Origin of the sequence: Nostoc punctiforme PCC 73102 (assembly GCF_000020025.1) — a bacterium.
GTDB classification, from domain to species: Bacteria; Cyanobacteriota; Cyanobacteriia; order Cyanobacteriales; family Nostocaceae; genus Nostoc; species Nostoc punctiforme.
The window spans coordinates 2,564,992-2,586,379 of the sequence record NC_010628.1; the positions used below are offsets into that span (position 1 = coordinate 2,564,992).

Here is a 21,388-nt window from a genome sequence, read left to right on the forward strand (position 1 = left end):
CTGGTACTTTATTTTCATGCAAGTCCCTAATTGTGACATAACCTTTACTTGATAAAGCAGTTTCTCAAGTTTCCTCTGAGCATAACGTTCCTATTGAGCGCCTGCAAGTAACCCAATACAGTTCAGATAAGACCCAAACACTTGTAGAGACGGCGATTTATCGCCGTCTCGAAAACCCAAAATTTTTGCCATTAGCCCTTAACCCAAGCGTATTGCTTTCTACTGGTTAAATTACATGAAAATTGCTCTAATCTGTACGATCGCTAAAAATTACACGCCCCTAAAACTTTTAAAGTTGCAATAGTCGCTTCAGTTAAATCAGTCACGCCAGTAATATTCATTCCTTCATAAGGTCTTTCGCATCTGAGAGTTTTTAGGCACTCACCTGTTTCTATATCCCAAAGTCTAATCGTCTCATCTTCGCTACCACTAGCCAAAATCTTACCTTGAGGATTAAACGCAACCGACCAAACCCACTTGTTATGTCCTGACAAAGTTTTTATTTCTTTATTGGTGCTTAAATCCCACAGCTTGATTGTTTGATCTCCGCTACCACTGGCTAAAATGCAACCATCTATACTGATGGCAGATGAGTATACGCAATTAGTATGCCCCTGCAAGGTTCTCAGACACTTACCTGTGCTGATATCCCACAGTTTCACTGTTTGATCTCCGCTGCTACTTGCTAAAGTCATACCATCAGGACTAAAAACGACTGACCAGATCCAGTCAGTATGACCTTCCAGAACTTGAATGCAACTACCAATGCAGACATCCCACAACCTTACTGTTTGGTCATGGCAACCACTGGCTAGTGTCTGACCATCGGGACTGAAAGCAACTGACCAAATCCGCTGAGTGTGCCCTTGCAAGGTTTTCAGACATTTACCTGTGTTGACATCCCACAGTTTTATACTTTGGTCATCACTGCCAGTTGCTAGGATTTTACCATCAGGACTAAAGGCAACTGAGATAATCCGATTACTATGTCCGCCCAAGGTTTTGAGACACTGACCTGTGTTGGCATTCCACAGTTTCACAGTTTGATCCTCACTGCCACTAGCAAGGAGGTTCCCGTCTTGGCTGAGGGAAACTGATGTGACGCGATTACTATGTCCCCGCAAAGTTTTTAAGCAAAGACCAGTGCTAGTATCCCAAAGTTTCACTGTTTGGTCGTTATTGCCACTTGCAAGAATTTGACCATTGGAACTGAAGGTCACCGACCAGATGCCATTACAATAACCTTGTAAGGTCTTGAGACATCCACCAGTATTAACATCCCACAGCCTCACTGTTTGGTCATCACTGCCACTGGCGAGCATTTTACCATCAGGACTAAAGGCAACTGACCATACCCGACTGCCATGCCCCTTGAGAGTTTTGAGACAAAGACCAGTGTTAACATCCCATAGTTTTACTGTTTGGTCATCACTGCCACTTGCTAGGCGATCGCCATCTGAACTAAAAGCAACTGAATTCACCAAATCAGTATGACTCTGGAAAGTATAAAGACATTCACTAGTGTTAATATCCCATAGCCTTACCGTTCGGTCATGACAACCACTAATTAGCTTATCACCATCTGGACTGAAAGCAACTGACTGTACCCTATGGGTGTGTCCCACCAAAGTTTTGATGCATTGACTAGTACTAATATCCCACAGTCTGATGGAGGAATCATCATTTCCGCTAGCAAGGATTGTACCATCAGGACTAAAGGCTACTGACCAGACTCGGCTACTGTGTCCCTGGAGAGTCTGAATACATTGCCCAGTGCTAGTATCCCACAATTTCACCGTTGTGTCTTCACTACTACTTGCTAGTGTCTGACCATCGGAACTGAAGGAAACTGACCAGATTCCAGCACTATGACCCTGGAAGGTGGCAAGGCATTGCCCAGTGCTAGTATCCCACAACTTCACTGTTTGGTCATCACTGCCACTAGCAAGGAGATGACCATCGGGGCTAAAAGTTACAGGCCAGATAAAACCTGTGTGTCCTTTGCAAATGAACAGTTGTTTTCCATCAGCAACTTGATACAGGCGAACCTCACCATTAGTATCTCCTGTAGCTAATAGTTTGCCATCAGGACTAAATGCCACTGCATGAATACCGCCAATGGTTTCTGCAAAAACACATTTAGCTAAATTAGCATTTACAAAACTAGCATTTTGCAAATTTACATTCCGCAAATCTGCTTGCCAAATAGTTAGATGAGAAAAATCACTACCACTAAGGTCAGTTCCCAAATAACAAAGCAGATTAATAATATTTCCAGCTGTATAACTTTGTTCTAGAGGTGATGTTTCTCTTAGGGTTGTGAGAATTTGAATTAGATGATTTTCCAGAGTTCTTTGGCTTCTAAAGATGGCAAAAAGCCCTTCGATGACTGGTTTTAGGATCAGGTGAATTTGACTTTCTCTTACATAGTCTTTTGTCGTTGCCTTGACTAAAGCATGGCATCGGAAAATCTCGATATTATGAGTGCTAATTTCTTGACAAACTTGCTCTACTAAGCGATTAATCACATATTCCATAACTACAGGCTGGAGAGTGAATAGTGCTTCGCTTTTTTCAACTAGAGAGCGCCTCACCAAAGATTCCAAAACCTCCAAGAACTTTTGGAATGTTAATGCTGATATAATATCTTTTTGTAATTCCGAAAGTGAAACTGGCTCATGATTAATTGCCAGCCAATACATTATTTCTTTTTCTAAATTTGATAAACGTTCAAACTGCTGTTCTAAAATATCCCAAATATCACCGAAAACAACTGCATCTTGTTTTAAAAATTCCGAAACATTACCACCAAATAAATCTTGAATAGTTGTCGCAACTACTTTTAAAGCTAACGCATTGCCTCCATAACGTGCAACTAATGTTCTTAGTTCATCATCTGAAGCTGATATTCCTTTTATTTTTAAAATTTCTTGTCCGTCATTTGCCAAAAGACCTTTGAGCAGAAATGAACGAACACATAAACCACCTCCTTCCATAGATGCAACTTCTTTCGGTTTTTCCCTACTTGTTAGGATTAAACAGCTTTGTTGTTCCGTTTCTCCTAATCGTTTTAGAAGTTCGCTATATCCTTCGTATCCATCTCGATAAAGTCCGGCCCGACTACCGCTGCGTAAAATCGACTCCATATTATCTAGTATTAATAAACAGCGATGCTCTCGCAGATAATGTAGCAGTCGTGTTAGTCTTGGAGCTGTGCTTTCTGGGAGAATTGCTTCTGTTTCCCGTTCATCAGAAAGAAATTGGATTAAGCTAGCTAAAAGCGTATTGAGTGGAGGAGCATCTTGTAGCGATCGCCAAATAATGTACTCAAAATTCTCCTTAATTTGTTCTACAAGCTTGACAGAGAGAGAAGTTTTCCCAATCCCCCCCATACCTAAAATTGCCACTATCTGACAGCGTTCTTTTAAAATCCATTGCTCTAATGTGGCTATTTCTTCTGTGCGTCCATAAAAAACCGATCCACCAATTGCTTCTCCCCAATCTAAATGTCGAGATTTGTCTGAATTTGTAAAATCAGCTTTATCTAACTCTAAATTGAAAGCTTGAAAAAAAAGCTCAAGTGTCTTTTTATCAACTCCTTCCCCACGAGATAATACCTTAGAAACTGTAACAGTATTTACTTTTACGCGTTCACTTAAATCTTCAAGGGTATATCTATTTCCGTAATTTTCTCTGTCTTCAAGGGCAATTTTACCAGATTGAAGCTTTTGTAATCCTTCCAGTGTAAGAATAAGACCGCGCTTGCGTTTTTGCTTTTGAACCTGCGTCATAGCTACTAACCTGATAGATGTAAAACAAGTAACTTGTAATTACTGATACATGACTCACTATAAATCTAGCGCTCTTGAGATTTGTAACTGCAAGTGAATTTAACAGAACAGAATTCAGGAGTCAGGAGTCAGAATTCAGTATGAATTCTGTACGACACTTCTCTACGAGACGCTCCGCGTAGCTTGCTTCCCCGGAGGGGTACGACAGGCTCAGTGCATCGCTGGCAGATGAATAAACGGGTTTAAGTCACCTACCAAATTGAAAAATTGGTGGTCAACAAGTTGCGGGTCTAAATCCCCAACTAATTTCATTCTGACTCCTGAATTCTGACTCCTGAATTCTTATTTAAGGTTCTTTTGCAACGATTGCTTGTCATCATTGACGATAAATGAATAATTTTTGGTTAAGAAAAAGAGGCCAAAAGGTAAAGGTTTGAATTAAAAGTTTTCCTGGTCAAAACATAGAAACTAAAAGTCTCCGTATGGAGTATAGCAACTGAGGTAAGGACTCAAGTCCTTTTGTTGTATTGTACAAAAATTATTTAAAAAACTTAAATATTCAATAATTTTTTATATAAATATAAATAGTCTGTCTCACACATGAGGTAAGGGACTTCCAGAAAATAAATTATCCAATTTATTCAGATTATATTTTTCTTACTCCCCCTGCTCCCTGCTCCCCTGCTTACACAGCGATTGGTTATTTTTTTGTCAGTCCCTAATGGAGAGTGGGGAGTGGCAGAGAGGAAGTTGCAGTAAGCCTTTTGCAATGCCCAATGCCCCATACCCAATACAGTTCAGATAAGCCCAAAACCCTCATGTAGAAACGCAATTTATCGCTCATGTAGAGACGGTGATTTATCGCGTCTTGAAAGACCAATTATCTACACCAATAACCTTGGGTTAAGGCTAAAACTCTTTGTCAAAGTCAATTTTTGTAGACCCGGAGCGGCTTGCCGGAGGCTACCACAGAGACGCAGAGAAGCCAGTGCGTTGGGCGGGTTCCCCGACTTGTTCGCGCAGCGTCTCCCCTTGGGAGAAGCAACTGGCGCGGCACTGAGAGAATAAAGAAATGCTTAACTGAACTGTATTGCCCCATACCCAACTTAGAATTTATTCTCGATCAACGAGTCAAACGACCATATTGGAAGTTTTCGCACATGTCTCAGAGTGTCGTAGGTATAGCCATACTTTCTCAGATTGAGAGTGTCTTTAGGCGTAACAATGTCATTGGGTGCAAAACTTGGTAGCAGAGATAGTATATCCCCAGGGCCTATTTTTCCTGGTTTGGACTGTCCTCCATCCCAAGGCCACATAGGATCGTTGAGATTGTGTCCATAAGGCTGATTCGCTTTTGGATAAAAAGCTTTTTTAGGGCGATGATTCTCTTGCCATTGGGCCCAAAGGCGATCGACGTTGGCATGATGCAGCCAGAAAATGGGATCGTTGGGAGAACCAGGAACGTTACTCATAGTACCTAATCTTTGCAGTAAAGGGGGCGGAAACTGAGTCAAATCAACAATAATTCCACCTACCAATCCATGAAGATAGTTATGAGTGAATACTCCAGGAGTTTCATTACCGTTTGAATCGACGCTGATATCTCCTTCTATGGCAGGGCGAAACTGAAGATAGTCATTGATATTGAGCAAATTATTTATTTCTGTTTGAGGTAGGGGGTAGTTATTGGCAGGAGGTACTTTGAGAAAGCGGATGAGTGGCGTTCCCAGAGTTTCGTTTGTCACTTGGTCAATATGTAAGTTTTTGTTCAGAACCCAGCCATCAGCTTCAGAAAAATTACCAAATTGAACAGAACCCCCCAAAAAAGTGTCGGCACCTGGAACGTTAATTGTTGTTCCTGTGCCATTTGTCCCTAAAAAGTCGGGTTTAAAGATAATATCGATCGCTCTAGTATCTGTCCAATCCCAATAAGGGATAGTTATCTTCGGGTTAACTGACTGTAAAGCTTTTTCAAATCGTCTTAAATATTCACGATGCCAGGGGAGAAATCCAGCATTTCCATGAGCAGCATCAGTTCCAGATGCTGGCCCAGTTGGATGTGGGATCGTATTTTGCTGATTTGTATTCATCCCTCCCGTATGCATTGATGAGAATCCCATCGCTCCTACGTGTACTGCCACAATTTGGTCATAGAGGCTGATGGTGCTGCCTTGAGGGATTGTTTGTTTTAATGTCTTGATAGCATTAACAAAGTCTGCTTTTTCTCGTGGAGTCAGGTCAAGAACGTTCTTTCTGATTAGGGTGTCATCCATTGCTGAAGTTTTCACCATAGTCATGGCAATAATCATGCCGCCAACACATAACATGATGAATGTTTGAAGGAGAAATTTTAAGGTTTTTTTTCTCTGCTGGAAATGTTGTCTCCACTTTTTAACTTTTCTAGTGTTTGTACGAACAAAAGTGTCAATTTTAGATTTCATCTAAGTCAGTCCCTCATTAGAGTAGTTATGCGATCGCTTTTGTATCTATTACATAGGCAGAAGCTGCTGACAGAGGTTTGACAATGGTAATATCTGTATCAAAGACTTAAATACCAGTCCGGGCTTTAACTAATCGTTTTGAATGCTTACTTGGGGTTTATCAACGGGGTCATTCTGGCTACTGAATAATCTGCCAACGGGACTTATACCAGACTTCTACCTGTTTTTACAACACATCGCCATTTTCTGCTAACGTGGCTGAAAAAGCAACAAATTGATGATGGGGCTAAATGATTGTCACCAAGAGAAATAATATTCACCCTAATGTCTCCTACAAATGGCAGTAGTTGCCTGCTGCATAACTCCTGGAATCAAGGAAGAGATTAACATAGTTAGCCGTAGTTTCAGTACGATAACAGCAGGGCTGCTAGAACTATGCGACTGGCTGCACAGTCAAAACATTCAGCAGTTAGCTTTTGGATTGTACAGGAGAATATTGGAAGCCTGTATACAACCTGTTGGAATCAGGCTTTGAAGTTTTGGTTGTCAATGCCCAACAAAGAATATCCTCGGACGCAAGACTGATGTACTAGATGCATAGTGGATAGCTGAACTGCTGCGTCACGGGTTGCTGCGAGGTAGTTTTATTCCACCCTTGCCACAACGAGACTTGCGAGATTTAACCTGTCAGCGCACCAACTTGGTGCAGGAAAGAGTGGCCGTAGTCAACCGCTTGCAGAAAACATTGGAGTGAGCAAACATCAACTCACCTGTGTAGTTACAGATATTACAGGCGTTTCTGCACAGCAAATATTAGCGGCAATTGTCGATGGGCAGGATAATGAAAAAGTGCTAACCACTACCAACTGTTTTATTTTCAAGGCAGGTCTATTGATTACGTTGGTCACTTGAAGAGGACGTATAAATAATTATGCTGACACCACTAACTATCAAAACTAAAACTGATGGCACTAGCGGTATCCAGGCTCCTTGTATCAATGCAGCAAAGGATACACCATATAAAACGCAAACAGTTGCTACTCCTACCAATCCCAATCTTAACCATGACCGAAATTGCCAAATAATTATGCCTCCAATTAACGACCAACCCCATACCCAAATGAATTCACCCCACTTTGGTAGCATCCATAATAGTGGACGATTATCTAAAACGGCACTGAGAATCTGACTCACCATCTGTGCTTGAAGCATTACCCCTGGCATTTGATTATACGACCACTGACTGGCGCTATATGGTGTAGACCAATAATCATGAAAACTTTCAGCACTTGTACCAATGAGAACGATCCGATTTTTCACTAAATCAGAAGTGAGTTTATTGTTCAAAACATCTGCTAGAGTTACTTGTGTAGCAGCTTGATGAGAAGAGCGATAATTAAGTAGCACTTGATGACCTAGATTATCGATTCTGTGATAACCGCCGCTATTTGACTCTAAGTTTTTAAAGACAACATTGCCAAACTGCCAGTTTTTTTCTGTGGTTAGTTTGGACTGAATACCAAGAGCAAGCAAGTAACGATTTGCTAATTGAAAGCTAAAAGATTTATCAACATTGCAGGGTAATGCAGGAGCCATAGCCAATATTTGACGGCGGATAATGCCATCGGGATCGGGTATAACGTCACTAAAACCTAAGTTTTGTTTGGGAACTTCAGGAGGTGGCGAAACACCACTGCTTTTGTTTTCCTCACTAACTTCGCAGATTGCAAAAAAGCGATCGCTCTTTTGCATTAGTCTAGATAACTTCTTATACTCTGCTCCTACGTGATTCTCCCTGTAGATATCTAAGCCAATGACTCGCGGTTGAAACTGCTCTAATTTTTCTACAACTTGAGCTAGGGCGCGGTCTGATAGGGAAGCTCCACCTCTTTCCTTGGGTGGTTGCGATCGCACATCAGCTTCAGTGACGGTAACGACTAAAATGCGTGGATCTTGTCCTTCATCAGGTCGCGATCGCATCATTGCATCAAAAGCCATAAGCTCCCATGACTGTAACATGCCAACGGAGCGCATCCCCATTATCAAGGCAGTCGTAACTATACTAACTTTGAAAATTGTCCCAATAATATTACGTCGAGCGTGCCAGCTAGTAGGTTGAGAGTCTACTTTGTTCGCCAACACCAACGACATCACCGTTGGATTTTGACACATCACTGGTAGCCAACTAGCACAGGGAAAGCTGCTTTCTAGACCCTGCAACTTTACTATAGCTTCCCGCATCGCCAAATGGCAAGATTCTCCATTAGCAAAAGCCTCTAGTAGTCTGCCAAGCTAACTTTGCTATGTTAAATTTGGATATAAACGCTCCATTTTTCGGCGAGCATCTTTGGTTTGAAAACCCCAATAAACACTAGCTTTTTGCTGATTACGTTTTTTCTCCCAAGCGGCAATCTCAGAAGTTAATGTTTCTGCATTAGGAATACGCCGTTCTAAACATTGGCGAGATAAAACAGATAATTCGATTTCTACCTGATTCAGCCCTTCGGGTTCGCCAGTTGCTTCAAGTCGGGGAACCCGCCCAACGCACTGGCTCACCAAGAAGCGTGTTTAGGAGTATAGTGAAACTCTAACTTTTGAATAATTCGACGTGCTTCTTCTGGTGGAAAAACTTCATATAATGCATTGGGTGTATGAATATTCAAGTTATCAACTACTAAACGAATAACATCGGCATCTCGGTAGGAAACATCTACTAAATTTTTCATTTGTTTAGCAAAATCGGCTTTAGTTCGACGTTCTGTAACTTCGATATGCCGCCATCCAGCCAAGGGTTGAAAACATGCGAATAAATTTACTGTCCCGTTACGTTTATACTCAAAATCATAACGTTCAGGTTGCTCTGGCTGTGGTGGCAAAGGAAGTCTTACTTCTTCTACTAATTGGTATGGACGTTCATCAAAGCAGACTACAGGGCGTTTAGGATCATAAGGCTCATTGTATAAATCCAGCACATCTTCCATTCGGAAAACATATTCTGCGTTAACTTCAGGAATACACCATTGTTCTTTCAACCAAGGCTTAATTTCATTTTTTTTAAAGTTTGACGTACTGTTTCATCTGAGATTGAATCTATGATACCAACGTTCACTAAATGATCTGCTAATAATTGCATTGTCCAACGCACTCTTCCTTCTGGCGGATTAGAACAAGCTGTTGCAATCAAAAATGCTTCTTGCTTTTCATCTAATTTTTTATGTTTTGGTGGATGAACTTCATCCTTTAAAGCAAAATCTAACCCTCCAATGACAAATTTTTCTCGTATTCGTTGCACTGTTGCAACATGCGCTCTAACTATGCTAGCGATCGCTTGATCCGTTTCTCCTTCGGAAGCCATCAAAAGAATGTTTGCACGGCTTATGGTTCTTGCCTTATGCTTACCTTTCTTAATTATCGATTGCAGTTGGGAAACTTCATCTTCATTCAAGTCAACAATGTACTTTTTTGCCATGTTACACCCCGTTTTTGGCTATTTTACCAATTAGAGGTTTTACTTAGCAAAGTTACCTTGGTACACTACTAGAAAGTGCTTTAAAAATTCTTGAGCAACCCGATCTGGTACTACTTCCCGCATGACAATAGCCTCGCTCAACAATATAAGAACTAACTAACATAATCGCTGGATGCGAATCCGAGTTAGGGTTATCATTTTCAATCTGATATGAACCCTTGAGGACTTTACCATCTAACCCAACAGTTTCTCCAGTATTTGGTTGTACATTAAAGAATTTGCTCAGACATACGGAATAATCTTCGTAATCTACGTGTAATAAGGCACGACGTACAGTGCTATAAGATGGTAGTCTATTTTTTGGCGGTTGAAAAAGTTCAATCCACGGCTCACGGTAGCTTGAAATCCAGTCTCCAATTGCTAAAAATCCTTTGTTCCCTGCTGCGATGCCTACGGCGGGCTGCGCCTACGCCAATGTGAAAAGTGCCAAAGATAATGGTAGATTATGTCTCTGTCCGGCGCGGCGACGGGGGTCTTTTAGACCTGCAAAAGCTTTGATAATTTCGATTTCAGACACGGTAATAGATGCTTGAAGTAGAATTGGCGCTGCACCTTACCATATCGCGTCTACATTTACAATGAAATAGCCCTGGCTACGACGATGGAGAAAAAATTTTTATCACTAGCTGCATAATATTGATTTGCTCACACCCATAGATATCAGGACTTACGCAACTGGCACAATGCGATCGCCAGTTGATAGTACATGAGTATTAATTAAATCTGATTTTGAAAGCCTTGTCTTCGTAATAGAAGTCGCTGTCTTGGAAGCAAAGCATGAAATATTCATGAGAAAATAGGTAGAAGTTGTATTAGATAAATTTGCTAACGGTAATGAGATTTACTAAGCTTAGTTACTGCCAATACTTATTAAGTAGTCAAATTAATTATACAATTACCAATTTGGCAGAGCATTTAGAGAGTATTAGTCATGATGCCATTAACTATTATTTGAAAAGAGAGAAATTAACACCTCGTTTACTATGGGATAACGTGAAAGACCTAGTTGAACCTGATGACAATGGTTACATAATATTTGATGATAGCGTTTTAGATAAAAGGTATTCTGAAGAAATAGAAATAGTCAGAAGACAATATAGTGGTAATGAGCATGGTGTCCTTAAAGGCATTGGTGTAGTTAACTGCGTGTATGTCAACCCTACACTTCAAAGATTTTGGGTCATAGATTATCGAATTTTAATCCTGATGTCGATGGCAAAACTAAGATAGACCATGTGAAAGACATGCTCCAAAGCCTTATGTATCATAAGTTTTTACCATTTGATACTGTTTTGATGGATACATGGTATGCGGTACACAGTTTAATGCTATATATTGATAGCTTAGACAAAATTTATTATTGCCCTTTAAAAAATAATCGTTTAGTTGATGATACTTTTGATAAAAAAATATAAACGGATTGAATTATTAGAATGGAACCAAGAAGAATTAGACTGTGGTAAAATCATAAAAATTAAAGGGTTCCCAGCTAATAAAAAAGTGAAACTATTCCGGGTTACTGTTTCTACCAACAGAACGGATTATGTCGCCACTAACGATTTATCTCAAAGTTCCACGGATGTTGTACAAGAGGTGTGTAAAATTCGTTGGAACATAGAGGAGTTTCACAGGGAAATTAAACAACTAACTGGCATTGAATGGGAGCATCCACTTTTGGAAGATATACAAGTTCTGGAAGAATATAACAACAGATAAAACCTGTGGATGACTCACCATGAACCAGGAAAAACAAGAACGCATCAAAGCCTGTTTACAAGAATTGTCAACACTGCTGTATGAAGAAGCAGATAAAAGTAAGCTGACAGACCTCGAAAGTATAGAAAAAACAGTTCGGAGTCAAATATTAGAACTAGTCAGCCCAGAAATAGCCCTTTTTTTATCGAACAAAAAACTGGAACAAAAGTAGGTAAAACCAGGAAGATTAAAAGCTTAGTGGGGGAACTGAAATTAAAAGCGAAACAGATACACAGACTGGGTTTAAAGCCAAGAAGTCGTTTAAGTCCATTACTTCAAAAGTGCTGTTTGAGGCTATCAGCAAATGAATCATACCAAAAAGCAGAAATCGAGATTGAGGCATTAACAGGGGTGAAAGTTGGTCACACGACACAACAAAAACTAGTTCTCGAACAGGACTTTCAGCTACCATTTGCAAAACAAGCTGTGTCAGAACTGAGTGTGGATGGTGGAAAAGTCCGGCTTACAGGTAAACCCAAAGTAGGCTGTCACTGGCGAGACTATAAAACCGTTCGTTTGCAAGGGATTTACTATGGTGCGTTTTTTGATGACAACCAATCATTAATCGATTATGTCAATAGCCAATGTTTGGTGAATCCACTTGTTTGCTTGGGAGATGGTCATGATGGAGTTTGGAATTTAGTTAAAGAGTTTGGAACTGAACAATTTGAACGTTGGGAAATTTCGGATTGGTATCACCTCAAGGAAAATCTTTATAAAATTGGTGGTTCTCTAAAGCGTCTCAAAGCTGCTGAGAGTTTATTGTGGCAAGGTCAGATAGAGCAAATTCAGGCTTTATTTAATAATTGCCGAGGTAAACAAATTAAGAAGTTTATCGCTTATCTCGAAAAACATCGCTCTCGCATTATTAACTACAGCTATTACCAAGCTGAACAACTGTGTTCTATTGGTTCTGGTTCTGTCGAGTCTGCTATTAAACAGATTGGAGCAAGGATTAAAATTTCCGGCGCACAGTGGAATGTTGAAAGTGTCAACCAAATCCTTTCCCTTCGTTGTGCTTATCTCAATGGTTTACTTGCTATTTGAGTCTTTCTGCCAAAACTGGATGCTCCCCATTGAATCTTGTCAGTGCCGGAAAGCTAGGCTTCAAAGAAATCATATTGCTTGTGCAATGTTGGTTTGGGTTAGGTTAAAGAATTTAGCCTATAGAACTAGCCAAACTATCTATCAAATCAAGCATAACTTGCTTTCTAATTATTTAATTCAGCAACTGAAATGCCCAAGTATTCTTATGTGCTTGGTTTGATTTAAATTGTCGCGTGTCAAGGCTGCGCCCTGCCCGCTATTTGTGCCAGTTGCGTAAGTCCTGGATATATAGAAGTCAAGTTTCACATCATCAAGATAAACAATATATGTCAACGCAAGCTGTTGGAGCAATTCGTATTCAGTGGTAAGTGGGGAGATCCTTCGTCGCTAGTGCTGAAGTGATTCTACGCGTTCCTATTATCTATCAAGGAGAAAACACATGGCGACAATTACTACAACTAATCTTGAACAGTTTTACTTTCGTATTATTACCGTTTTCGGTCTGACTTTACTGATAGCGACAGTAGCAAGTCCTGCTTTTGCTCGTTCTGCTACTTGTAGAAAAAGAGATGGTACAGAAAAGAAAACTGGTATTATATTAAGAGGAATCAATAATCGAAATAGATTGTTGGTAGATGATGGTGGAAATTCTCCTGCTTCTTTCCAAGCCAGTTGCTATAGCGCGGCGGTTATAGGTGACGAATTATTGGCTAACTGCCTCAAAATTAATCGAACAGAGGCGGTCTTTAACAAAATAAAAATTCAAGGAATCCGCAACGAAAATGGGAGCTTGAAATATTAGAGTCGTTTTAACCAATACCTTTGGTGCGGCTGAACTTAAAGTCATACTACTCAAGTTCATCAGTCGGCTGGCGATCGCCATTTTAAATTTGAGCTAACTCATATTCTCACAACTAGCGATTCTTAAATATTTCGCAGGTTTAAACAGGAGGTTCATAAATGAAGATTTTTGTTGCAGGCGCAACGGGAGCGATCGGTCGTCCCTTAATCTCGCAACTGCTAGCGCAAGGACATGAAGTAGTTGCGTTGACACGTTCTCTAGAAAAAGCACAAACTTTAGCTGAACAAGGCGTGGAATTAGCGATTAGGCAGAGCCTACGCTTCGCGATCGCAGATGTGTTCGATGCAGATGCTGTTAAAGCTGCCATCACCAGCGTTCAGCCGGAAGTGGTGATTGAACAACTCACTTCCCTGCCGAAAACCTATACTAGGGAGTCGATGAGTGCAGCATCAGCCCTGAATACTCGCATCGTCGAGAAGGAGGTGCCAATGTGCTGGCAGCAGCGCAAGCGGCTGGCGTGCGCCGTTATCTGAGGCAGTCGATCGCATTTTGGGCGATTCCCGGCGCAGGCTTGGCAGACGAAGAAACGCCATTAGCTTTTGATGCCTCGCCTGCGGTAGCAGCAGATGCTCACATAGTCACTGAGATCGAGCGTCACTTACTAGGGAACGCCAACCTAGAAGGAATTGCTCTGCGTTATGGCTTCCTTTACGGGCCCGGTACCTGGTTTGCCCCCGATGGCGATGTTGCCCAACAGGTGCGACAGCAACAGTTCCCAATCGTTGGGAATGGGGAAGGTGTATGGTCGTGGATTCATATTGAAGATGCAGCGATCGCCACAGTTGCAGCAGAACGAGGCAATCCTGGCATTTACCTGATTACGGACGATCGACCCTTAGCAGTGCGCCAGTGGCTTTCTGCTTATGCCCAATGGCTCAATGCTCCACCACCTCCGCAAGTATCGGTTGAGGATGCTCTGCGAATTAGTGGTGCGGATGCTGTCTATTATGGTACTAAGATGCGAGGTGCATCGAATGCTAAGGCAAAACGCGAATTAAATTTTCAGCCCCGACCCTTGGAATGGATAGTGGACACCGCCGTGGCTCATGCCAGTTAAAAATTTAGGGGAGAAGAAAGATGAAGATTGCTCAATATGGAACAGCGCTCGTGGTCATCCATGCGATCGTACACGGACTGCATGGTTTAGCGCATGTGGAAATCCCAGTTCCCCTCTCAATACTTCAGAGTTTATTTGTGGGTATTGTGATTTATGCAATTCCCATCATTGCAGTCGTTTTACTTTGGACACAGTTTTACCGCATTGGTAGCTGGCTCTTGCTGGGTTCAATGGCAGCATCAGTTCTTTTTGGAATCTACAATCATTTGATCGTAATTACCCCCGATCATGTTTCTCAAGTTTCCTTTGAAGGTTGGGGTCTGCTATTCCAAATCACAGCCATTCTGACATTAATTGTGGATGGATTCGGCTGTTGGATTGGCATCTGGGCATTGAAAACCTTTCAGCAACCAGAAAAGATTATATGAATTGTTTCGATAATTTTAACCACCATCATCTGTTATTGTTTACTTGCTTGCTCCCAATTTAGAGAAGTTTTCTTTCATTAGAAATACACACTGAATTAGCCAATTTCTCATTGTACGGTATCTAAATGAACCACATACTCAAGAATAAACGCGCACTCATTACTGGAGGCAGTCGTGGCATTGGGGCAGCGATCGTCAAGCGTTTAGCTAGTGTTGGCGCTGATGTCGCCTTCACCTATGCTAGCTCACCCGATCGCGCGAACGAAATCGTCCAGGCAGCACAAGCATTAAATGTCCAGGCTCTTGCTATCCAAGCTGACAGTGCCGAAGCTAGTGCAGTGGTTGCCGCTGTTGAGGACACTGTAAATAAATTGGGCGGCATTGATATTCTCGTCAACAATGCAGGCGTGCTAGCAATCGGCCCAATCGACGATTTCACGCTGGCGGACTTCGATCGAACCTTTGCCATTAACGTGCGTGCCGTGTTTGTGGCGACGCAAGCCGCAGTCAAGCACATGAAAGAGGGCGGACGCATCATCAACATCGGCAGCACCAACGCCGAACGTATGCCATTTCCTGGTGGCAGCGTATATGCCATGAGTAAATCTGCTCTGCAAGGGCTTGTGCAAGGACTGTCGCGTGACCTTGGCCCACGCGGAATTACGATCAACAACGTGCAGCCCGGGCCAATCGCTACAGAGATGAATCCCTCGGAGGGTGAGTTTGCCGAGATGCTCAAAAAGCACATTGCGGTAGCCCGCTACGGCACGGTTGATGAGGTGGCGGGGCTGGTTGCTTATCTGGCCGGCCCTGAGTCTGGTTACATCACCGGCGCAAACCTGATGATTGACGGAGGGTTCAGCGCATAACTGCTGTCCGATTGAGCGATGGCACAAAGCGCCCCCTGGAAGCGATCGCATTTATTTCTCATAGGGTTGATAAGATATGTTTGATCTTGACCAAACTATTAAAGACCGACACTCAACACGCAAATTCTTATCTCAACCAGTACCACGGGCTTTGCTCGATGAAGCCCTGGCTCTAGCGCAGCTAGCACCGTCGAATTCAAACATTCAGCCGTGGCGGTTGGTGTTTGCCCAAGGCGATCGCCGCGATCGCTTGCAAGAGGCTTTGCTAAACCAAGCCAAGCAGCAGCCCAACGTCTCTCCTCTGCCTTCCGCCTTCCAGTATTACCGCCAGGAACTGGGAGCGCAAGTCTACGGGGCGATGGGGATTACTCGTGACGATAAAGCGAACAGACAGTTGGCGGTTCTGCGTAATTACGAATTTTTTGGCGCACCAATGGTTGCTATTGTCTGTATGCACCAAGATTTGGGCGTTGCTGATGCTTTAAGTGTGGGGATGTATTTACAAACGCTGGTGTTAAGTCTAACCGCTCGTGGCATTGGCACCTGCGTAGAAGTTTCGCTAGCGACTTATCCCGAAATCATCCGCAACGAATTGAACATCTCACCGGAATTATTAATCATTTGTGGTTTAGCCGTTGGCTATCCCGATCCTGATTTTCCCGCTAATCATCTGCATATAAGCCGTGAGTCCGTTGAGAAAAACGTCTCGTTTCAGGGCGATTGACAAAAGGCTGGATTTTTTTCTACTAGACGCTAAACACAAGTCCAAAAGAGTATCTGCGTTCCTACTGCCATTAATGAACGATCTTTGTTGAAGTTTTTTATTTACAAGAAATTAAAGATGAAGATTGCTCAATATGGTTTAAAAATTCTTTGATTTGTTTGATTCAGGAGATTTTATGTTTAGCAAGATTCTAGCTGCAATTGACCGTTCCGCAAATGGTAATGCTGTTTTTGATGAAGCGCTTACTCTAGCAAAGGCAACTAAAGCAAGCCTGATGCTGTTGCATATCCTATCTAGTGAAGAAAAGGATAGCCCCCAAACACCTACACTGCTTACTCTCGAATACCACCCATTGAATGGAGAACTTCTAGAGAATTATTGGAAGCAGTGGCAAACTTACGAAGAAGAGGGTTTCAAATTATTGCGATCGTACACAGAGTTAGCAACCAATGCCGGGGTGAGTACTGAATTCACCCAAAATTCTGGCAATCCCAGCCGGAATATCTGTGAACTTGCTCGAACTTGGGGCGCTGACTTAATCGCGATCGGTGTCGAGGACATTCTGGTTTGAATGAATTGATTTTAGGCAGCGTGAGTAATTATGTGTTTCACCATGCTCCTTGTTCCGTGCATGTTGTTTATGCTCCAGTTCCTCTTAAATCTGAAATACTCGTAGTCAATAAAGCTCAAGTAGTTCATTAAGAATGGGCTGTGAATATCTTTGTTGATGGTAATGCAAAAGTTAGATTTATAAACTTTAAGCTTTTGCCTTAGTTGTTGCCGTGGAATCGAAATTGTTCTCAAGTAAACATTAATTCAGGAAATTTTGACATGGATAATGTAATAGCCCCGACCAATTCACCTGTTGTAAGACCACCCGAAGTTACATTGGTTCCCAATAACTCACTATTGACTGAAACACCAGAAGCAGGACGACAACTGGCAGTCAAAATGGCACGGCTAATTATTAAACTGACTCAGCCTGATGAAGAAAAACGCAACCAACTGCGAGACGTATATGGCAATGATGCCATGATGCTGATTGCAGTTGGACAGACAGTTGCAACAGAGTTTGCCACGATCGCAGCTGCTAATAACTACTGGCAGAAGTAATATCAATACGGTTCGGTTAAAGGGCAAAGGGGAAAGGGAAAAGGTTTTGAATACATCCTTTCCCCTTTACCCAGACCACAAGGAAAGTGAAAAATGCTTATCCGAACCGTATTGGAAGTAATATCTCGAAAGTTTCAAATCAGTAATTTGCTCAAATGTGATTTCAATGGCATCCAAAGTAGAGGTAGCGGATGCTGACTTTAGCCTTGAAGGAGAAATCACTGCTTACTGCACACTTGCAAATCGAGTCCTCAGTTTAGAGATTCAAAAAATTCTCTACTCCGAAATTGTGTTGAAATTGTCTGCTCATATTTACTTCGGTCATTCACCTCTATCTAAACTTGTGTTTCCCTAAACGTTTACTCACAGGACTTACGCAAAATACGTCTCAAATTCTTATTCCTCCATGTTCTCTGTGGTAGCTTGCGGCAAGCCGCTCCGCATCTACGTTTTTTAGTTATCTGTGCGTAAGTCCTAACTGATTACAAAACAACATATTGGGAGTAAAACTTATGGCTGCAACAACTAAGAAAAATGATACTAAGTAAGACGTGGTGAAAAAACCAAACTATGTAAAGATAAGTAAATACGTATGATATGTCTACCAAGGTGACAAGGATATGGGCAGTCGTTTAAGGGTATTTCTGACTCCTGAGCAAGATAAAACTCTGTTAAACCTGAGAACAGCAGACGTACCCCAAAAGGTCAAAGACCGAGCAGAAGTAATTAGATTGAGCGCACATGGTTTGTATGTGGAGAAGATAGCGGCTCACTTTAACTGGACTGCCCAAACAGTAAGAGAAGTTTTGCATAGATGGGAGCATCTTGGTTTAGAAGGGCTTTGGGAGAAACCAGGGCGGGGAGGAAAATCAAGGTGGACGGAAGCTGATCTGGTGTTCTTAGAAGAATGTTTAGAAAAAGAACCACGCACATACAATAGTGTTCAATTAGCTCAAAAATTAGAAAAAGAACGCTCTATCAAATTAAGTCCTGACAGGTTTTGACAGGTACTTAAAAAAAGGGGGTGATTTGGAAAATAACTTTGGATTTGTCACAGAGGAAAACAAGACCCAGTAATACAGCAAATCAAACAAGCAGACTTAGAAATGCTGGAATTGTCTGCTGCTGCTGGAGAAATCGATTTAAAGTATATGGATGAATCAGGGTTTTGTGCTTGGAGCGAACCGAGTTACAGTTATTACTTCCGAGGTCAACAAAAACGCTTAGAGCAGAGCAAACGCAGAGGACGAAGGTTAAGTATTATTGGATTTTTCCAACCCAAAATTTGTTTTGTTTATGGTTTGGTGATTGGCGGCGTTTCACGCAAATCTTATATACAGATGATGGAACAAGAAGCCGCAGAAGCCCAAAAAATTAATGCTTCCAATTCGGTGCAACTGATTGGCACCTCACCCGATAGCAGGTCTTCTAGCGGCTTGTCTGCTTCCACTGGAGGAACGGGAAAAGGAGGAGATTTGATGATTAATACGCCTATATTATTTGTTAAAGATGGGGCAGTTGTCTTTGCTATTACTAAAAGTTCTGGGAATGCTGGGACTTTAACAATCAATGTTCCCCAATTAATACAAGTGATAGGACGCTCTGCTGATGGTAAATTCTCCAGTAGTTTGTCTGCTGAAACTTCTGGCATTGGCAAGGCAGGAAACTTAACAATCACTACACAACATTTGCTTATATCTGATCGTTCACAAGTCACAGTGAGCAGCACGGGAGTTGGAGCATCTGGTGATCTCAATATCACGGCTAACTTTATACAGCTTAACAACGGTCAGATTACGGCACAAACTCTCTCTGGTAATGGAGGCAACCTGAACTTTAACATTGCTGACTTATTATTGATGCGTCATGGCAGTGAAATTTCCACTAGTGCAGGCACAGCACAACAGGGTGGAGACGGTGGTAGTATCAATATTAACTCTAAATTTATTGTTGGTATCCCCAAAGAAAACAGCGATATCACAGCCAACGCCTTCACAGGAATCGGTGGAAACGTCGAAATTAATTCGCAAGGTATCTTCGGTATTGAGTCACGCCCAAAACCAACCGAGAAAAGTGATATGACTGCAAGTTCTGAACAAGGTGTTGCAGGTGCGATCAAAATTAACGCACCCGATACTAGTTCTATCCAAAACAGCTTCACCGAATTACCCCCAGTCATCGACACCAACGCACTCATCGCCAATAGTTGCATTTCACGCGGCACAAAGCGACAAGAAAACTCTTTTACCATTACAGGGTCTGGTGCTTTGACCACTAATCGTCCTGGTGTTTCGGTTTCGACTTACACAACTGGTAAGGTGAGAGGTGTAGAAACCATATCCCATCCCTGGAAAAAAGGCGATCCGATTATCGAACCAACTGGTCTATATCGGCTGAATAATGGGCAGTTACTATTGAGTCGGGAATGTTCTAATTAACCTGAGTTCAAGTCTGTTCCTCTCTATCAATGAGAGGTTAAGGCTATGGTATGTGTGAAAAAATGGTTTACCGACACCTATGCCGATTGCATCACCAATCCTTGAGGTGCAGCAAGATAGGGCACTGGACTTTGGATTGAGAAAAGTAGTCAGCAGTAAAACTGACTGCCGTAAAGTCAATGAAAGTAATCGATAAATCATTGACGTGATGATCCTGACACAACTAGAAAAATTCCCCCAAGCTATCTATGATTGTTTGGGGAAGGCCAAAGATGCAGTATTTGAATTGATGGATGCAGTATTGACAAGTCCGAGTATTCCATCATTTGTAAGCTTGTCACAAAGCCCAGTATTTCGACGGCAATGGTCGAGCATTTATGTAGCACTGCATGATAGTCGTCCACCGAAAATGTTGCTGATGAAGTTGCTGGTACAGGAGGTAGCGACGGATGAACAACCATTTCTAGCAGGAGATCATAGCTTTTGGGCAAGACCAGAAGCGAAGACACTAAAAGAAAGAACTTTTCATGGGGACTCCAGGAGAAGCATAGGCATCGGACAAAGCTACAGTACTTTAGCCTGGATACCAAAGGCGGATGGGAGTTGGGCAAAGACAATTGAAACATGAATGGCTCACCAGCTTTGAGACGGCAACAAGTAAAGCCGCATTCCAACTTAAACAAGTGACCCGTGAGTTAGGCAAAAGACCACTTGCCGCTTATGACCGAGGCTACGGCAACGCCAAATTTGTCCAAGCTACGGAGAAGATTGACGCAGACCTGTTGTTGCGTTTAGCATCTAACCGATGTGTATGGGGTACACCCGGTACTTACAAAGGACGAGGCGCACCTTGTAAGCATGGTCATAAGTTTAAGCTTAATGACCCCCAAACTTGGCCCGTGGCAACTGAAACTCTAGAAGTTGAAGACCCGAAAGTTGGTCGAGTTAAAGTAATGCGTTGGAGTGGGTTTCATTTCCTTGTTGCTAAATGCCAATTAGTCCAAACTCAAGAGGGCAGGCATAGCACGGGAAAACGAAGGAGCATTTTCTACACCCAAAGAGTAAATTGGTTTATTGCGATCGCAACTTTCTCACGCCATCTATCCATTCATTCAGTCCACTGCGGGGCATCTGTCACCAGTTGAGCAAACTTCTCTGGGCTTGCATCCTCAAACTCCAGCATCACACCCAACCGTTCATCATTTGTTAGGTTACAGAGTAATTCTTTTACCGCATCAACCCCATCCTCCACCCGCTCAATCGCCAGCCGAGCATAATATTTAACGCGCTTCCACCAAGAACCGCTGATTTCTGCCTCTGTGTCCATAGCCCCC

At 42.2% G+C, this 21,388-nt stretch carries 18 protein-coding genes and 4 pseudogenes; 17 read left to right on the forward strand and 5 right to left on the reverse strand.

Annotation, left to right across the window (positions count from 1 at the left end):
* Positions 1-263 precede the first annotated feature (263 nt).
* Both NPUN_RS10560 and NPUN_RS10565 read right to left on the reverse strand, forming a co-directional pair.
* Positions 264-3,791 (reverse strand): WD40 domain-containing protein, encoded by a 3,528-nt coding sequence (locus tag NPUN_RS10560; RefSeq protein ID WP_012408722.1) that lies wholly within the window; start codon positions 3,789-3,791, stop codon positions 264-266.
* A 1,106-nt stretch (positions 3,792-4,897) separates the two neighbouring features.
* Positions 4,898-6,232: a tyrosinase family protein gene (locus tag NPUN_RS10565; protein WP_012408723.1), complete on the reverse strand. Its 1,335-nt coding sequence runs from the start codon at positions 6,230-6,232 to the stop codon at positions 4,898-4,900.
* Between the two features lie 655 nt (positions 6,233-6,887).
* Between NPUN_RS10565 and NPUN_RS44725 the strand changes: the two genes are divergently transcribed.
* The gene (locus tag NPUN_RS44725) at positions 6,888-6,986 is read left to right on the forward strand and encodes a hypothetical protein (RefSeq protein WP_419788424.1); all 99 of its coding nucleotides are present in this window, start codon (positions 6,888-6,890) and stop codon (positions 6,984-6,986) included.
* Positions 6,987-7,120: 134 nt separating this feature from the next.
* Here the strand turns inward: NPUN_RS44725 and NPUN_RS10570 are convergent, their stop codons facing one another.
* Both NPUN_RS10570 and NPUN_RS40015 read right to left on the reverse strand, forming a co-directional pair.
* On the reverse strand, positions 7,121-8,473 hold the full coding sequence (locus NPUN_RS10570) for a CHASE2 domain-containing protein (RefSeq protein ID WP_052304575.1): 1,353 nt from the start codon (positions 8,471-8,473) through the stop codon (positions 7,121-7,123).
* 60 nt (positions 8,474-8,533) lie between these two features.
* Positions 8,534-9,701 (reverse strand): annotated as a pseudogene (locus tag NPUN_RS40015) (IS630 family transposase).
* An 894-nt stretch (positions 9,702-10,595) separates the two neighbouring features.
* On the opposite strand from NPUN_RS40015, the pseudogene NPUN_RS38780 reads away from it, so the two are divergent.
* From NPUN_RS38780 to NPUN_RS44500, 16 genes and pseudogenes are all read left to right on the forward strand, one after another.
* Positions 10,596-11,420, forward strand: a pseudogene (locus tag NPUN_RS38780) (IS701 family transposase); the annotation flags it as partial.
* 76 nt (positions 11,421-11,496) lie between these two features.
* Positions 11,497-12,563, forward strand: a protein-coding gene (locus tag NPUN_RS10605; protein WP_086000595.1) for an ISKra4-like element ISNpu14 family transposase whose coding sequence is annotated in 2 segments (ribosomal slippage) — positions 11,497-11,653 and positions 11,653-12,563 — 1,068 coding nt in all. Because the reading frame shifts where the segments join, the coding sequence is not laid out codon by codon here.
* A 28-nt stretch (positions 12,564-12,591) separates the two neighbouring features.
* Positions 12,592-12,783 (forward strand): annotated as a pseudogene (locus NPUN_RS43125) (IS701 family transposase); the annotation flags it as partial.
* A 219-nt stretch (positions 12,784-13,002) separates the two neighbouring features.
* A complete protein-coding gene (locus tag NPUN_RS10610) occupies positions 13,003-13,365 on the forward strand; it encodes a hypothetical protein (RefSeq protein ID WP_012408728.1) in 363 nt (120 codons plus the stop codon).
* Between the two features lie 158 nt (positions 13,366-13,523).
* Positions 13,524-13,898: an SDR family oxidoreductase gene (locus NPUN_RS44065; protein WP_272913961.1), complete on the forward strand. Its 375-nt coding sequence runs from the start codon at positions 13,524-13,526 to the stop codon at positions 13,896-13,898.
* Positions 13,856-14,482, forward strand: a complete 627-nt coding sequence (locus tag NPUN_RS10615; RefSeq protein ID WP_272913962.1) for an NAD-dependent epimerase/dehydratase family protein — start codon at positions 13,856-13,858, stop codon at positions 14,480-14,482. The genes NPUN_RS44065 and NPUN_RS10615 overlap by 43 nt, the downstream gene beginning before the upstream one ends.
* A 20-nt stretch (positions 14,483-14,502) precedes the next feature.
* Positions 14,503-14,910 (forward strand): hypothetical protein, encoded by a 408-nt coding sequence (locus NPUN_RS10620; protein ID WP_012408729.1) that lies wholly within the window; start codon positions 14,503-14,505, stop codon positions 14,908-14,910.
* Between the two features lie 125 nt (positions 14,911-15,035).
* Complete coding sequence (locus NPUN_RS10625) at positions 15,036-15,779, forward strand: SDR family oxidoreductase (RefSeq protein WP_012408730.1); 744 nt, start codon at positions 15,036-15,038, stop codon at positions 15,777-15,779.
* 76 nt (positions 15,780-15,855) lie between these two features.
* Positions 15,856-16,503 carry a nitroreductase gene (locus NPUN_RS10630; RefSeq protein ID WP_012408731.1) on the forward strand — a complete coding sequence of 216 codons (648 nt, stop codon included), beginning with the start codon at positions 15,856-15,858 and terminating at the stop codon, positions 16,501-16,503.
* Positions 16,504-16,678: 175 nt separating this feature from the next.
* Complete coding sequence (locus NPUN_RS10635) at positions 16,679-17,074, forward strand: universal stress protein (protein ID WP_336884938.1); 396 nt, start codon at positions 16,679-16,681, stop codon at positions 17,072-17,074.
* A 20-nt stretch (positions 17,075-17,094) separates the two neighbouring features.
* Positions 17,095-17,205, forward strand: a complete 111-nt coding sequence (locus NPUN_RS44495) for a hypothetical protein (RefSeq protein WP_336884948.1) — start codon at positions 17,095-17,097, stop codon at positions 17,203-17,205.
* Positions 17,206-17,334: 129 nt separating this feature from the next.
* The gene (locus tag NPUN_RS10640) at positions 17,335-17,616 is read left to right on the forward strand and encodes a hexameric tyrosine-coordinated heme protein (protein ID WP_012408732.1); all 282 of its coding nucleotides are present in this window, start codon (positions 17,335-17,337) and stop codon (positions 17,614-17,616) included.
* Positions 17,617-17,782: 166 nt separating this feature from the next.
* A complete protein-coding gene (locus NPUN_RS10645) occupies positions 17,783-17,971 on the forward strand; it encodes a hypothetical protein (protein ID WP_052304576.1) in 189 nt (62 codons plus the stop codon).
* Between the two features lie 265 nt (positions 17,972-18,236).
* A complete protein-coding gene (locus NPUN_RS10650) occupies positions 18,237-18,620 on the forward strand; it encodes a helix-turn-helix domain-containing protein (RefSeq protein WP_041565322.1) in 384 nt (127 codons plus the stop codon).
* Between the two features lie 102 nt (positions 18,621-18,722).
* Entirely contained in the window at positions 18,723-20,054 is a 1,332-nt protein-coding gene (locus NPUN_RS37480; protein WP_052304577.1) for a transposase, read from the forward strand.
* 208 nt (positions 20,055-20,262) lie between these two features.
* A pseudogene (locus NPUN_RS44500) lies at positions 20,263-21,034 on the forward strand (transposase); the annotation flags it as partial.
* A 128-nt stretch (positions 21,035-21,162) separates the two neighbouring features.
* Here NPUN_RS44500 and NPUN_RS10665 read toward each other — a convergent pair.
* Entirely contained in the window at positions 21,163-21,381 is a 219-nt protein-coding gene (locus tag NPUN_RS10665) for a hypothetical protein (RefSeq protein WP_012408733.1), read from the reverse strand.
* Between the last annotated feature and the right edge of the window lie 7 nt (positions 21,382-21,388).

Bases quoted from the DNA above. Each gene is read 5' to 3' on its own strand.
- NPUN_RS10560 (WP_012408722.1), bottom strand. From the start codon at position 3,791: ATGACGCAGGTTCAAAAGCAAAAACGCAAGCGCGGTCTTATTCTTACA.
- NPUN_RS10565 (WP_012408723.1), bottom strand. From the start codon at position 6,232: ATGAAATCTAAAATTGACACTTTTGTTCGTACAAACACTAGAAAAGTT.
- NPUN_RS10570 (WP_052304575.1), bottom strand. From the start codon at position 8,473: ATGCGGGAAGCTATAGTAAAGTTGCAGGGTCTAGAAAGCAGCTTTCCC.
- NPUN_RS10610 (WP_012408728.1), top strand. From the start codon at position 13,003: ATGGCGACAATTACTACAACTAATCTTGAACAGTTTTACTTTCGTATT.
- NPUN_RS44065 (WP_272913961.1), top strand. From the start codon at position 13,524: ATGAAGATTTTTGTTGCAGGCGCAACGGGAGCGATCGGTCGTCCCTTA.
- NPUN_RS10620 (WP_012408729.1), top strand. From the start codon at position 14,503: ATGAAGATTGCTCAATATGGAACAGCGCTCGTGGTCATCCATGCGATC.
- NPUN_RS10625 (WP_012408730.1), top strand. From the start codon at position 15,036: ATGAACCACATACTCAAGAATAAACGCGCACTCATTACTGGAGGCAGT.
- NPUN_RS10630 (WP_012408731.1), top strand. From the start codon at position 15,856: ATGTTTGATCTTGACCAAACTATTAAAGACCGACACTCAACACGCAAA.
- NPUN_RS10635 (WP_336884938.1), top strand. From the start codon at position 16,679: ATGTTTAGCAAGATTCTAGCTGCAATTGACCGTTCCGCAAATGGTAAT.
- NPUN_RS10640 (WP_012408732.1), top strand. From the start codon at position 17,335: ATGGATAATGTAATAGCCCCGACCAATTCACCTGTTGTAAGACCACCC.
- NPUN_RS10645 (WP_052304576.1), top strand. From the start codon at position 17,783: ATGGCATCCAAAGTAGAGGTAGCGGATGCTGACTTTAGCCTTGAAGGA.
- NPUN_RS10650 (WP_041565322.1), top strand. From the start codon at position 18,237: ATGGGCAGTCGTTTAAGGGTATTTCTGACTCCTGAGCAAGATAAAACT.
- NPUN_RS37480 (WP_052304577.1), top strand. From the start codon at position 18,723: ATGCTGGAATTGTCTGCTGCTGCTGGAGAAATCGATTTAAAGTATATG.
- NPUN_RS10665 (WP_012408733.1), bottom strand. From the start codon at position 21,381: ATGGACACAGAGGCAGAAATCAGCGGTTCTTGGTGGAAGCGCGTTAAA.